General features: G+C 60.1%; 10 protein-coding genes. 4 read left to right on the top strand and 6 right to left on the bottom strand.

What is annotated here, in order from left to right; translation table 11 throughout:
- The 3 genes from KCG87_RS08860 to KCG87_RS27560 form a co-directional block, all read right to left on the bottom strand.
- A complete protein-coding gene (locus KCG87_RS08860) occupies nt 1–1,131 on the bottom strand; it encodes an acyl-protein synthase (RefSeq protein WP_210557021.1) in 1,131 nt (376 codons plus the stop codon).
- Nucleotides 1,128–2,384 carry an MdfA family multidrug efflux MFS transporter gene (locus KCG87_RS08855; RefSeq protein ID WP_098968406.1) on the bottom strand — a complete coding sequence of 419 codons (1,257 nt, stop codon included), beginning with the start codon at nt 2,382–2,384 and terminating at the stop codon, nt 1,128–1,130. Before KCG87_RS08855 ends, KCG87_RS08860 begins: the two co-directional genes overlap by 4 nt.
- A gap of 264 nt (nt 2,385–2,648) precedes the next feature.
- Nucleotides 2,649–2,783, bottom strand: a complete 135-nt coding sequence (locus KCG87_RS27560; RefSeq protein ID WP_256578470.1) for a hypothetical protein — start codon at nt 2,781–2,783, stop codon at nt 2,649–2,651.
- A gap of 157 nt (nt 2,784–2,940) precedes the next feature.
- Between KCG87_RS27560 and KCG87_RS08850 the strand changes: the two genes are divergently transcribed.
- Nucleotides 2,941–3,129, top strand: a complete 189-nt coding sequence (locus KCG87_RS08850) for a hypothetical protein (protein ID WP_007961862.1) — start codon at nt 2,941–2,943, stop codon at nt 3,127–3,129.
- An 18-nt stretch (nt 3,130–3,147) separates the two neighbouring features.
- Here KCG87_RS08850 and KCG87_RS08845 read toward each other — a convergent pair whose 3' ends face one another.
- Nucleotides 3,148–3,525 (bottom strand): fe2+ zn2+ uptake regulation protein, encoded by a 378-nt coding sequence (locus KCG87_RS08845; protein WP_027612026.1) that lies wholly within the window; start codon nt 3,523–3,525, stop codon nt 3,148–3,150.
- 277 nt (nt 3,526–3,802) lie between these two features.
- Here KCG87_RS08845 and KCG87_RS08840 point away from each other — a divergent pair, with 277 nt between their 5' ends.
- Nucleotides 3,803–6,148, top strand: coding sequence for an acylase (locus tag KCG87_RS08840; protein WP_210557022.1), 2,346 nt, complete (start codon nt 3,803–3,805; stop codon nt 6,146–6,148).
- 88 nt (nt 6,149–6,236) lie between these two features.
- On the opposite strand, the gene KCG87_RS08835 is transcribed toward KCG87_RS08840, so the two are convergent.
- Entirely contained in the window at nt 6,237–7,244 is a 1,008-nt protein-coding gene (locus KCG87_RS08835; protein WP_098963943.1) for a FecR family protein, read from the bottom strand.
- Between the two features lie 152 nt (nt 7,245–7,396).
- Between KCG87_RS08835 and KCG87_RS08830 the strand changes: the two genes are divergently transcribed.
- Nucleotides 7,397–7,666 carry a PepSY domain-containing protein gene (locus KCG87_RS08830; protein WP_007961867.1) on the top strand — a complete coding sequence of 90 codons (270 nt, stop codon included), beginning with the start codon at nt 7,397–7,399 and terminating at the stop codon, nt 7,664–7,666.
- A gap of 54 nt (nt 7,667–7,720) precedes the next feature.
- Here KCG87_RS08830 and KCG87_RS08825 read toward each other — a convergent pair whose 3' ends face one another.
- Entirely contained in the window at nt 7,721–12,550 is a 4,830-nt protein-coding gene (locus KCG87_RS08825; protein WP_210557024.1) for a DUF6543 domain-containing protein, read from the bottom strand.
- A gap of 230 nt (nt 12,551–12,780) precedes the next feature.
- Between KCG87_RS08825 and KCG87_RS08820 the strand changes: the two genes are divergently transcribed.
- Nucleotides 12,781–13,821: an Ldh family oxidoreductase gene (locus KCG87_RS08820; RefSeq protein WP_210557026.1), complete on the top strand. Its 1,041-nt coding sequence runs from the start codon at nt 12,781–12,783 to the stop codon at nt 13,819–13,821.
- The last annotated feature ends 48 nt before the right edge of the window (nt 13,822–13,869 follow it).

The following is a 13,869-nucleotide window of genomic DNA, read 5'->3' as shown; positions in this document are numbered from 1 at the left end:
TCAGTGCCTCCCCAGCAGTTCGGACGCGGCCATGGCACAGCTCCTCGCGGCCGTGGTGCCGGCGCGGCCATGCAACTGGAACCAGTCGCTGGCCAGACCGCAGGCACAACGGGTGCCCGGATGCAGCGTGGCCAGATCGCTCATGACCACGGCATGGGCCGGGCTTGAGGAAATGTAGGGCGAGACCAGACTCAGCAGGCCGCGCTGCCCATAGGGCAAGACCGAAAAATCCACCGGGCAGCGTACGTACACTTTCGCGTAGACCGGTACGTGAAAGTGATGGTGGGCGCATTCGACGTAAGGCACCGCGTGTTCGACGGCGCCGTAACCGTCGCGACAGTCTTGGGTCGCGATGCCCAGTTGTTGCTGGATCCGTGCATACAAGGCTTGTCTGGGGACTTCTTCGGCGGCGCGGGTTTTCCAGCCGCCGCCGAAAAATGCCAGCGATCCAGCTGGCAGTTGCAGGTCCGCCACGCCGGTGGCGCGCATGCGTTGCAGGGTTTCCCAGAGAAAGGCGGGAAAGCCGAAGATGCGCACCGGCAGACCTTCTTCGGCAAAGGCCTGCAAGGCGCTGATCACGCCGAACAGATCAAACTGGTGGCCGTCACCAGTGCGACGCAGGGCGTAAACCACCCGATTGGCGGGAGCAAAACTGCACAGGAACTGATCGGTGAAGGATGTGCCCAAGGTGTTTTTCTGCTCCGGCTCATAGCCGAGCAACAGGTAGTTGCACGGCGCATGCGGGGCAATCCAGCCATATTGGACGAAAATCCGTTCGACCATGTACTGCGCGGCGCCGAGGCTGCGCGCGTCGTAGCGCATGCGGCTCTTCTGCCCGCTGGTGCCGGAGGAAGTCAGTTCCAGGGCGTCTTCGCCCGTCGGACTGAGCAGCATCTGTTGCTTGAAGAAACTGGCGAAAATCGGTGGCAATTGCGACCAGTCGTCGAGCTCGTCCAGGTCATCGACAGCGATTGCATGGGCGTTCAGCCAATGGCCATAACCGGGCGTATGGCGAGCGTGAAACCGGGTGATTTCGCTCATGGCCAGATTGAACAGCCCTTTGGGGACGGCCTCCTGGCAATAGGGCTGCGGCAATGCGCAAAGCGCATCGCTGTGGGGGAACAGAGTCATCGAATATCCTTATTGATGTGTGGTGGACGCGGCGGGTGCCGCAGAAGGCGGTAGAGCAGGGGCAGGCACAGCAGGCCGCCGAGGCCGGCGAGCAGGGAAAAGGATTGCAGGTTCGAGCCACCGCCGATGATGGCGATGAGCGAGCCGCCGCTGCCCATCACGGCAATCGACAGCATGCCGATCATGGCCGAGACCAGCCCCTTGCCCGCATCGCTGGAGAACAGCGCGAGGCGGTACAGCGCGGCGTTGCTCATACCAAGCCCCAGTGCATACACGGCCAGTGCGCAAACGGCCAATGGCAGCGCAGCCGAACTCAGGGCAGCAGCGATCAGCCCCAGCAGTCCGAGGCAAAACGGCCACAGGGCCAGACCGATCACCTGGGCGAGCGTGTGCCCGACGAGCAATCGATCCAGTAGTAAATTACCGAGGATCACCGCCGCAAACACCGGGATTTGCCACAGGCCATATTCCAGCGCAGACAGCTCCAGGCGTTGCATGAGCAGCACCGGCGCCAGTCCGATCCAGGCAATCAGCGGCAGGCTCATCAGGCCCAGTGTCAGACTGGCGCCGATGAATCGGCGGTTGCGCAGCAGCGCGAGGTAACCCAGGCCGATCTGCCTGAGCGAAAACGCCACTGGAGCCTGTCGCTGGCCGTCACGGCGCACGACGTCGATCGTTTCCGGCATCCAGACAAACAGAGCGAGCCAGACAACCACACTCGTTGCCGCCAGCCCCAGAAACATCTGTCGCCAGCTCAGCCATTCCAGCAGCAGGCTGCCGAGTAAAGGGCCGAGCAGCGGCGACAGTAGCGCCACGTTGCCCAGTAATGCCATGAGGCGCACGGCATCGGCCTCGCAGAACACTTCCTGCAGGGTCGGGTAGCTGACGGCGACCACAAAGCCCAGGCCCATGCCCTGGATCAGGCGCAACGCATTAAAGGCTTCAATGCGCTGCGTTATGACTGCGGCGCTGCACGCCAGGCCGAACAGCGCACAACCGAGCAACAGCAGGCGACGCCGGCCGTAGCGGTCGGAAAGGGGGCCGATCAGCCATTGCAGGCACACGCCGCCAATCAGATACAGGTTGAAGGCGTTGGCTACATGCCGGGTATTGGCGTTGAACTCGCCGGTCACCGTCAACATGGCCGGCATGATCATGTCGCTGGCCATATAGGTGAGCAGTTCAAAAGCGGTAATGGCCAGGCAGAATCCGATAATCTGCACGGGCGTCATTACGATCAAGGTTCTCTGCATAAACATCCCTGTTTCAGTAAGCGAGAAAAGTTCGCAGAGACTAGAGGCAGAGTTGTCGCGGCAGCCAATCCTTTGCTGCGACATGAAATTTCAAATACTTACAGCGTATTTACTGCCCCCCGCAGGCTGATCGAAAAGGCATTTGCGAGGCACAGGCGCGCCAACAAAAATGCCCGCTGGCGGGCGGGCATGGTTGGCATTGAAAAGGCTGGTGAGGTATCCCGACCGGTATTTCAGGCGCACCGGCGGGCGAACGATCCTGTTTTATCGATGGTAATAACCGGGGCCTTCCTGATAACGATGGTGGCCATCATGCCAGCCGCCGTGGGGGAAAATGATGCAGCCGCTCAAGGTCAGAACGGCAAGGACAGGAATCAGCCAGGTGATTCGACGGAACATTTCAAAGATCCTCATGGTTACGCCGGCATGAAGCCAAAACTCTTCATCGGCTGTAACATGAGACCGCGTTCAGCCAGGCCCATCCCCGCAACACGGTATGTGCATGGCATGCAACCGGATACAAACCGGATACATTTGAAAGTTTCAGGAACCTGCAATGACCCAGAAGCAACGTTTGAAATACTCGATCCTGATCGCCCTGTCGGTGTTGGCGATCATGCTCGGCCTGTCCTGGCTGCAAAATGCCGGGATGATCAGTCAGAAGATGTTCCAGTACATCGCCATGGGTGTGGCGGTGGTCGTGGTGGTGATCAACGGGGTGATGCGCCGCAAGGTCAAGCCCTGACGGCGATCGCGGGACGCTTCAATCGTGATTGAGCACTGCAGCAGCCTGTGGATGCAGGCTGTAACTCTTGTCCGGGTTGAAGGTGACCACCCCTTCGGCGCATAGACGCTTCAACACTTCGCGCACGCTGAGAAAGGACAACGGAATATCCAGGTCCAGCAGTTGACTGTGCACGCCGCGCACGCCCAGGCGTCGATCACTTTGTGCGGCGACCAGCAGGGCGTCGATGACTTTCAGACGAATCAGACTGGTGCGCAGGCCGAAGCTTTTCAGCAACAGACGAATACGCTCATTGCCCTGACGCTCGGGGCTGGGGGCGAAGCTGCTCGCGCGGGAACTCATGGAAGCTCCTTGTGACGCCTGGCTACCATCCATTGGTAGTTGCGAGTTGTACATGGGGTTACTCCTTTTCAGAGCCCGATCAGGAAACGTTTTGACTGCTCTCAGTAAACAAGACGTTTCAGCACGACAAATCATGAAAGGAAATATGTAGAAATTTTGTCGGTTATTCGTTGTTTTCCCGTAATCAGTGAATTTCACCTTCCTCAATCTGGCTAAATTTTTTTTCTCGCATTCGTTTCCTGAACAGCCGTCTTGCGCCCAGGCGCATGAATCAATTTCAGAGTGGATCCGGCGCAAGCGCCGATCCTTGTCTTGTCGTTCAGGAGCGAGTGTGATTATTTCCCGACAGTTAACCGGACTGGCCCTCGCCGGTGCGTTTCTCGGACTCAGTCTGTCCGCCCATGCGTTCAGTCCCGCTGCACAAGCCAGTGCCGATATCCGCCGCACCTCCTTTGGCGTGCCGCACATCCGCGCGGAAAATGAACGCGGACTGGGTTTCGGCATTGGTTACGCCTACGCGCAGGACAACCTGTGCCTGCTGGCCAACGAGATCGTCACGGTCAATGGCCAGCGCTCGCGTTATTTCGGGCCGGAGCAGTTCACCGTCGAACAACGCGAGAATCGCGTCAGCGACCTGTTCTTCACCTGGCTCAACACTCCCGCAGCGGTGAAAGCCTTCTGGGACGCGCAACCGGCGCAGGTGCACGATCTGGTGGAAGGTTATGCCGCGGGCTATAACCGTTATCTCGCCGAACGCCGCCAGCAGGGTCTCCCGCAACAGTGCCAGGGTGAGTGGGTGCGTGATATCAGCGCCGAAGATCTGGTCAAACTCACTCGGCGCCTGCTGGTCGAGGGCGGGGTCGGACAGTTCGCCGAAGCCCTGGCTGGCGCGACGCCGCCGCAGGCCACGGCGCAGCTCGGCAGCGATGCCCGGGCCTATCAGTTTGCGGACGCGCGCCTGCAGCGCTTCGCTCTGGATCGCGGCAGCAATGCCGTGGCGGTCGGCAGCGAACGCTCGTTCAACGGACGCGGCATGCTGCTGGCCAACCCGCATTTTCCATGGGTTGGCGGCATGCGCTTTTACCAGATGCACCTGACCATTCCGGGCAAACTCGACGTCATGGGTGCAGCCTTGCCGGGGTTGCCGATGATCAACATCGGTTTCAACCAGCATCTGGCCTGGACCCACACGGTGGATTCATCCAAACATTTCACCCTGTATCGTCTGCAACTCGACCCGAAAGACCCGACCCGCTACCTGCTCGACGGCAAGTCGCTGCCGTTGAACAAGCAGACGGTCACTGTGCAGGTCAAACAGGCGGACGGTCAGGTGGTGCCGGTCTCGCGCGATGTCTACAGCTCGCAGTTCGGCCCGATCGTGCAATGGCCGGGCAAACTCGACTGGGATCATCAGTACGCCTACAGCCTGCGCGACGCCAACCTGGACAATGATCGCGTGCTGACGCAGTGGTACGCGATGAACCAGGCGTCGAGCCTCAAGGCTCTGCAGGATTCGGTGCACAAGCTTCAGGGCATCCCCTGGGTCAACACCCTTGCCGTGGATGACAAGGGGCAGACGCTGTACATGAACCTGTCGGTGGTGCCGAACGTCAGCGCCGACAAACTGGCCAAGTGCAGCGACCCGCGCATCGGCTTGCAGATGATCGTGCTCGACGGTTCCAACAGCGCTTGCGCCTGGGATATCGATCCGCAAGCTGCGCAGAAGGGTATCTATGCCGCCAGCCAGCTGCCGCAACTGTTGCGCAAGGACTTCGTCCAGCATTCCAACGATTCCGCGTGGCTGGCGAACCCGGCACAACCGCTGACCGGGTTCTCGCCGCTGATCAGTCAGGACGGCCAGCCGCTGGGCCTGCGATCAAGATTTGCGCTGGAGCGCCTGAACACACTCGGCAAAAAAGGGCCGCTGGCGGTGAAGGATCTGCAACAGATGGTGATGGACGACAACGTCTATCTGGCGACTCAGGTGCTGCCTGATCTGCTGAAGTTCTGCGCTGCGGATCTGGGTGCGGACGCGGCCGCGTTGAAGCCGGTTTGTGCCAGTCTCAAGGGTTGGGATGGCCGGGCGAATCTGGATTCGGGCATTGGTCTGGTGCATTTCCAGAACATCATGCAGGCGCTGCAAGCGTCGCCGGATGTCTGGCGTGTGCCGTTCGATCCAAAAGACCCGCAACACACGCCACGCGGGTTGGCGATCGAGCAACCGGCCGTGAGCAAGGCACTGCGTGAAGCGCTGCTGGCGTCGGCTGCCACTGCGCAGAAAATGGGTCTCAAGCCTGAAACCCGCTGGGGCGATATTCAGGTGGCGAGCAGCGGCGCTCAACAAACCGCAATTCACGGCGGGCCGGGAACGCTGGGGATCTACAACGCGATCCAGAGCGTGCCGCGTGAAGACGGCAAACTCGAAGTGGTCAGCGGCACCAGCTACCTGCAAGTGGTGACCTTCGACGACAAGGGCCCGCACGCTCAAGGGCTGCTGGCGTTCTCGCTGTCCAGTGACCCTGAGTCGAAACACTCCCGGGATCAGACCGAGGCGTTTTCGAAAAAGCAGTGGAGTGTGTTGCCGTTCACTGAGCAGCAGATCGCTGCCGATCCGCAGTATCAGGTGCAAACGGTTCGCGAGGTGGCTGGCAAAACTGCCGGAGTAGCTGCGCAGTAGGTTGCCCTGAACGAAAAAGCCGCTGCTCCTTGACGGGAACAGCGGCTTTTTTGTGCCCTGAGTCAGCCATGGCCGACGGGAACCGCTTTCAGGTTTTTGGTGGCTGCCGCGGCATCGAGTTGATCACCGGATCACCCTCGGTATTGCGCGTAAGGTAGACCGGCAGCACCTTGGGCAGGGTGTTGACGAGGCCGCCGAGCTCTTTGATGTTGTAGACGCCGCCGACACGGATTGCGCCGGTACTGGCGTCGGCCAGTTTCAGCGGTTTGCTCAGGTAGCGATTGATCAGCGGCAAGGCTTCGTTGAGTGCCAGGTTGTCGAGTACCAGTTTGCCGCTGCGCCAGGCCAGGGCGTTATCGTTGGCGTAGGTCTGGCTGATCTGTGGCGTGTAGTCGCCATGCCTGTACTGCGCCTGCATGGCCGGCCCCAGGCGCAGACCGTCGCCGGGCAGGGCGGCGTTGCTGGTTACCAGAACCGAGCCTTCGATCAGATTGACCCGTACCTGATCTTCGTAGAGCCAGACATTGAAGCGGGTGCCGGTCACGCGAATCTTGCCTTCGCCAGCCCTGACCACGAACGGGTGGGAGAGGTCGTGGCTGACTTCGAAAAACGCCTCGCCTTTTTTCAGGGTGACTCGGCGTTCGTCCTTGTAATTGCTGAAGGTCAGCTCAGTGTTGAGGTTGAGCTCGACCTGACTGCCATCCTTCAAGGTGACCTGACGGACATTGTCGGTGGCTGCGAAATGCTGATAGCTGTTGGGCAACCAGCCCAGATTCCAGCCACCGTACGCCGCCAGTGGCAAGGCCAGGGCGCAGACGCTCGCGGCAATTGCGTAGCGCCGCCAGGCGGGCACCGCAGCGGTCAGCGGCACATTGAGCGTTGGGGGTAGCGGCGGACGCGGCAGATGTTCGGCAACGTCCCAGATCTCCAGCATCGCTTCGTATTCGAATGCATGCAGCGGATGCGCATCGCGCCATTGCTCGAAAGCCAGACGCTCCTCGGCGGAGCAGTCTACGGCGTGCAGACGCATGCACCAGTGCGCGGCGGCATCGGTGATCGCATCGTATTCGGCTTCCGAGAGGGATTCTTGGGTCATTGACTCGTCCTGATTTGCTGCATTCTAACCTTGCGGGCGTTGCGCCGAGAACATCCGTCATGGCAATTGCCCATCAAAGTGGAACTTATTTTTCCGTCAGACGCCCAAAAACAGGACATCAGAGGAACATCATCCACAAATGGAGTGAAAAAATGATCAAAAAAACCTTAGCCGCTGCAATCGCCACCGCCGCTTTGTTCAGCGCCGGTGCCGCCATGGCTGATCGTCCCGGTGCGGGCTGGGTCACCATCGAAAAGGCTATCGAGATCGTGAAAACCAAGGCCGGTTACGTCGAAGTCTATGAAATCGAGGCCGACAATGACGGCTACTGGAAAGGCGAGGGCCGCAAGGCCGACGGTTCGGTGTATGAATTCCGCATCGATGGCGCCTCGGGCAATGTATTGCGTGACCAGAAAGACTGAGTTCACCCAGCGATGAACCATGCGCAGGCCAACCGCCTGCGCATTTTTTTTATCTCAGTTGAGCCCTCCGTGAGGTTGGGTTACCGGATCCAGCTGGCGGCCCATTTCGCAAATCAGAAAGGCGATCGAATCGGCATTGCGCAATATGGTGTCGATGCGTGGATGCGGGTTGGTCGGGCTGAGAAATGCCGTTCGCGCGTCCTCGAGATTCCTCGTCCCCGTGGTCTTGAGAACTTCCCTGCGCACATGTTCCATGCCCTCAAACTCGTCGATATCGAGCCACTCCTGAAGGTTGTCGCTCCAGCGCGAAAACAGCTCTTCACGGCGCGTGGACAGTGACAGTGCTTCGCGCTGAAATCGTGTCTGTACCTGTTTTCGGGCAGCTCCGTAACCGGTCACCGTAGCAATCAAGTCGGCAAACGGGCGCCGCGCTTCCAGGGAGGCGATGTCGACGGTCTTGCTGAACTGATGGGAAAACTCGTGGATCAGCGTCGCTGCCCGTGCATGCCCGTCAACATTGAACGGTTCGGTCAGGCCTGTGTTGTACCAATCCAGCCCTTGATTGAAGAACTTTTCGGTGAAATGGACTTTCTTGAGTAAATCGCCACCCAGCACAAAGGCGATTACACCCGAGCTGCTGTGTCTGTTCGAGCCGACCACAAAGCGACTGGTATTCAACAGGTCTTCTGTTGGATCGACCAAGGCATCACAGATCGGCACGATGGCCTGCTTCAGCTTGTCGAGAATGTCGGCATCAATCCGTTGCACGTCAAAAAAAGACTTGAGAAAAGTATCGAGGCGGGTGCCCGGCACATAGTTTCTCAGCTGCGCAAGATTGTGCAGGCTGTTGAACGCGTAATGCCGGGCCAGATCAATTGCCTCGATCAACATGCGGGCTTTCTCCGGATGGCGGGCGCGGATTTCTTCCATGCCTTGCGCTTCGATATTCAGCATGTACCGCGCCTGGCGATGGGTGGCGTAATGGTTGAACATCGTCGACATGGCCTTGCCGAAATGCACGGTATGGCGATCCGGGTCCAGCACCAGTTGCCGGGAAGCGGTGTGTTGCAACACCGGGCCTGGCTGCTCGGCGCCTTTGATCTGCCAGACGGCTCCCGGCCGCTCCACGGGATAGACTTTGCCGGCGATAGGGGCGTAAGTCGCTTTGGTTGTCAGATCCTGATACGTGCCCTCGGCAGCATCGTGAGTCAGATCCTTCAGGGCGATCGTCGGAGCTTCGAATGTCTGCAGCGAGGTGCGCAGCGGATCGGTCGGCTTTGTTTCTGCAAGGACGGGAGCGCTCAACGTGGTTGGCTGCGGTGCTTGCGGCGCTGCCACGACTTGAGATTCCAGACGTGACTCCAGCGCCAGTCGCCCGAGACTGATCATCTGCGCTGCGCCGGCGACAAAGGTTTCCAGCGCACGTTTCCAGTGGTGATCCTGCAACGCTTCGGCCGAACCCATGAAGTCCTTGAAGCTTTGCCAGAGAAACTGCACATAGGCGAGTTTGCCCGGCAGCAGGCCCCGGATCCGCTGGAAGCCTGAACTGAACAGGTGCTTCGCGGCGTCCCAATCCGCCTGCGCCGATGGCAGCGAATGGCTGCTCAGCAAGTGTGGCAACAAGGCCAGATTGTCGTCGAACAACTGCAGCAGCAAGTTGCCGTCGACCGGGGTAGTGGCCAGGGTCATCTCGCTCGTCTGGCCGCTGCTCGCCTTGAACAACGCGCTGAAGATCGAACGTTGATTTTCCGGCAAGCGGCGCAGCAACAGGTCCTGCAGTGAGCCCGGCGTATTCAGCGCGGCGATCACTGCTGCCTCGTCCTCGAACTCACTGAATGCGTGCTCTCCATGGTAGGGCGCATAAAGCACCTGAGGGCCGGATTTTTCCGCAGGGCCGATCAAGTACAGCCCCAGCGCCTTGATCGCGGATGCCCCGGCGGTCTTGATCAGCGCCAACGGCCGGACAATCGCATCGGCCCCTTGCACGGTCGCACGAGCGACGGCATCGGGCATGTCGAGCACCTGCGAAATCAAGTCGAAGGCCTTCGGCGACAAGCGTTGTTGAAGTTGTAACTGGTGGGCATGTTGCAGCAATTGCCAGGGTAGTTGCTGGATGAAACGCAGCTTGCGTTGTTCGGCGTCGACGTCATTCGCGGACAACACCGTGGTGATTTTATCGGCAAATGTTGTCGCAACGTTCAAGGACAACAGCAGGCTCCTGACCGCTTGTTGGTCGAGTCCGGTCGGCAGCGCCCGGTCGGTGCTCGAGCTGAGGGAGAATGCAGTGTCCTGGGCAATATGCGCATGGTTCAAGGCGTAATCGGTCAGGCTCATTGCAGACCCGATCAGGCTCAGCGCGGGAGTGACGGTGATCTGTTCGGGGTCGAGATCCTGCCTGTGCAAGCGGGTGCTCAGCAGCGTCTTTAGGGTCTGCCGGATGTAATCACGCAAGGTTGGCAGCGCGTGGAGATAATCCTCATCGTCGATGACGCTGTGACGCCACTGTTCCAGCAACTCCAGGTGCAACTGCTGATCTTCAAGCCTGGCCATTCCCAGCCAGGCAGGCAGTGAATGCTGCTTGCCGAGTGCCATCGCCAGAGCGGTGGCGCGTTGCAGGTTGGTCTCCACGACTTGCTCACTCAACGTCTTGAGGATCTGATTTTCCCGTGGCTTTGGCCATTGGCGGCCCCGCACCTGTTCACAGCGCTGGAGAAAATGTTCGATCGTTGATTCGGTGCGATCCTGCAAGACATTGCCGCTGATCAGCTGTAACCGTCCCAGTGTGTAGTGTTGATGGAACCTCTGGTGCAGGGGTGAAAGGTTTTCCAGCAGCGCCAGGCGTTTTTGCGGATCCAGCAGCCGCTGGCTCAAAACCTGTCTGGCGTGCTCGATCGAGCGGAAGACTTCCAGGCCCAGAGCCGGTGTCCACAAGATCGCGCGTCCGGAGTGCTGCGTATCGAGGCCACCGCGTTCCGTGAGCAGGACGCAGTTGGCCAACGGCAGCACTTCGCTCTCACCGGCGACCTGTAACGTCAATGACCAGGCATCCGGCCGAATCCCGTTGAGTGCCTTGCGGCGGCTGCGATCCGGGTGATCCGGATTGAACACGGTGTCGACCAGGGTTTGCGCATGACGGCTTAGCGTTCCGTCCAGGACTCTCAACCGTGCTTCGCCATTGATGCCGACAGACAGGGCGTGCGCCAGCTTCGCTACGATACCTTGCAGGTAGGTACGCTGCAGCGCTGTGACGGTCAACGGCTGAGCGGCGAAGTCTGCGGCGATGGTTGGCATGATGCTGGCGAACTTGCGCACTTCGGCTGCGGCGGTGTCCGCCAGCACCCTTGAAGGCAATGGGTTGCCGGTGAGCATCGGCCGGGTGCTCCAGCGCCCGCGAGCATCCAGGGTGACAAGGCGCTCGTGGAGCATCGAGCGGATGTCCAGGGCCTTATCGAACAGTGCGCGGATATCCACGACGCCGTCGCTGTGCCGGTACAACTGCAAGGCATAGTCGATGTTCTGTCGTTGCTTGGTGATGATCAATTCGAGCAGTACGCTGAACACGTCTCCGGCGATCGATTTGCCGGAAACCTGCGGCCGGTCGAAACCGAGGAAGCGCTGGCGCTCGTCGAGACTCAGCAGACCATAGAGTTCGTCTTCGTGCCCGGGGCTGGCGAACTTGCCGAGCAGCATGGATTTTAGATCTGCGTAGTCCTTGAGCACTTGCAAACCGTGCGTCGGGGTATACAGGCAGCTGTCGGAGTGGCTGATCATCAGCGCACCGGCCAGTTCCACGAAGTTTGCCTGGTGCTCCCATAAACGCACGGTTTCCACGGCCGCGCGAGGTGCCAGACTTTCACTGAAACCCAGCGACGTCAGCAGGCTGTCGAATTGGCGCTGATCGATGATGCCAGCCTCGCGTTTGAGCAAAAAGTCCGCCAGCGCCTGCTGCCGAATGATCTGCGCCAATACGTCGCGCCGCGAGGCCCCGTTAGCACTGGGCCCATTCCAGTAGCGCTCCATTTGCTGGTACAGCAACACCAGCAGTTTGCCTGATGCCGTGGTGACGGCTGTCTCCCAGTGTTGCTGATCACTGGCCAGGAATGTCCGACTCGGGTGCGAAAACTCATGGGTCTGGCCAACCGGCCATCCGGTGTGGCGATAGTGCAACAGCAGCGCATCGCCAAGCGACAGCGCTTCAAGCCCGTGCCGCGAAGCGAGGTCTGCCGATGCCGGGCCGGTTGCGGTCGTGGTCGCGTACAGGTTCACGCGCGTGTGTGTCTGGTCGACGCCGCGCATCGTCGGCGTCAGAAGTTCGTCGGTAATGGTCTGAAGCAGGCTGCCAAGTTCGGGCAGTTGCATCAATTCATCAAGCATCGCTTGCGTGTTGAGCTGCTGGCAATGCTCGATGGCGACGCGTTGATCCTCGAAGATATCGCCTTCGACGAGCTGGTAGGTCACGCTGATGCCGTGCTGTTCTGCCAGTCGCTTGCGTTGGGAAAAGGCGAGGAACGCCAGCAGTCGGTCGTCCTCGCTGGCGTTGTTCAGATGCTGTTCCAGGTGCGCGGTCAGGGCGGTGAGGCTGGCATGTTTTTTCAGCCCGGCGAAAGGTGTGTACAACAGGATCCCGTGATCATCCGGGGTGGCACTGAGTATGAAACTGCCGGCTAGAGGCACCGCTGGCGCACCATTGGTATTGAGCAGGATGCGCTGGGCAAGCATGGGCGGGGTCTGCTGACTGCGCAGTGCGTGGGTCGCCAGTTGCACGTGACTCAGCCATTGGAAGTCAGCAGTCGACAAGTGATGGAGATTGCCGAGTTCGCGCCACGATCCGGGGGAGTTGAGGATGGGCTGGAACAGCAGGGGAGGAATGGGAGCAGGCATCATCGGGTCTCGTTCAGGGCACCGTCCGGTGCACCGGTAAATTGAGACATGAGACTAAAGACCGGATCGATAACAGAGGTGGTACATAGTTACCGCACCAGCGGCAGCGCAATGTGCTAGCCGCGACAAGCCGGCACCACAACGGTTGACAGCACCCGTACCGGGCGTGGTTAATCGCTGGGCAAGCTGTTCGTACGCTGTTGTTCCCTCCAATAATTAGTCTGGAGCTTCAGATGTCTGCGCCACACGATTCCGTGTCTTCCTCCGTTGCGTCCACACTCTCGCTCGAAGCGCTGACGCAATTGCTTGAAAAAATTTTCCTGCGCCACGGTACGTCGGCGTCCGTCGCCCGCACTCTGGCTGCCAACTGCGCCGGTGCCGAACGCGACGGTGCGCACAGTCATGGCGTGTTCCGTATCCCCGGATATGTTTCGACCCTCAATAGCGGTTGGGTCAATGGACAGGCTGTGCCGCAAGTCGAGGACGTAGCCTCGGGTTTCGTGCGAGTCGATGCCGGCAACGGTTTCGCCCAGCCCGCGCTGGCCGCTGCTCGTTCGTTGCTGGTGGAGAAGGCGCGCAATGCAGGAATTGCGGTGTTGGCGATTCGCAACTCGCATCACTTTGCGGCGCTGTGGCCGGACGTCGAGCCGTTTGCCGAAGAAGGGCTGGTGGCGCTCAGCGTGGTCAACAGCATGACCTGCGTGGTGCCGCATGGCGCCGATCGGCCGCTGTTCGGCACCAACCCGATTGCCTTTGCCGCGCCGCGTGCCGGTGGTGCGCCGATTGTCTTTGATCTGGCGACCAGCGCCATTGCTCATGGTGATGTGCAGATCGCGGCGCGCAAGGGCGAACGTCTGCCCGCCGGAATGGGCGTGGATGGTCTCGGTCAGGCGACGCAGGATCCGAAGGCCATTCTTGAGGGCGGCGCACTGTTGCCATTCGGCGGCCATAAAGGTTCGGCATTGTCGATGATGGTCGAGCTGCTGGCGGCGGCGTTGACCGGGGGCAATTTCTCCTTCGAGTTCGACTGGTCGAACCATCCCGGGGCCAAGACCCCGTGGACCGGGCAGTTGCTGATCGTCATCGACCCGAGCAAGTCCGCCGGGCAAAGTTTTGCCGAGCGCAGCGAAGAACTGGTGCGGCAGATGCATGGGGTGGGGTTGAAGCGCTTGCCGGGTGATCGTCGGCATTTGCAGCGGGCCAGGTCGCTGGCCGAGGGGATTGTGCTGGAGGAGCAGACACTGGCGCAGTTGCGCGAGTTGGCCGGGGAATAATTGTCAGATAACCCATGTGGCGAGGGAGCAAGCTCCCTCGTCACAGGT

The organism is Pseudomonas sp. MWU347, from assembly GCF_017947305.1.
Taxonomy (GTDB): Bacteria; Pseudomonadota; Gammaproteobacteria; order Pseudomonadales; family Pseudomonadaceae; genus Aquipseudomonas; species Aquipseudomonas putida_A.
This window is presented reverse-complemented; position numbering and strand designations above follow the sequence as displayed.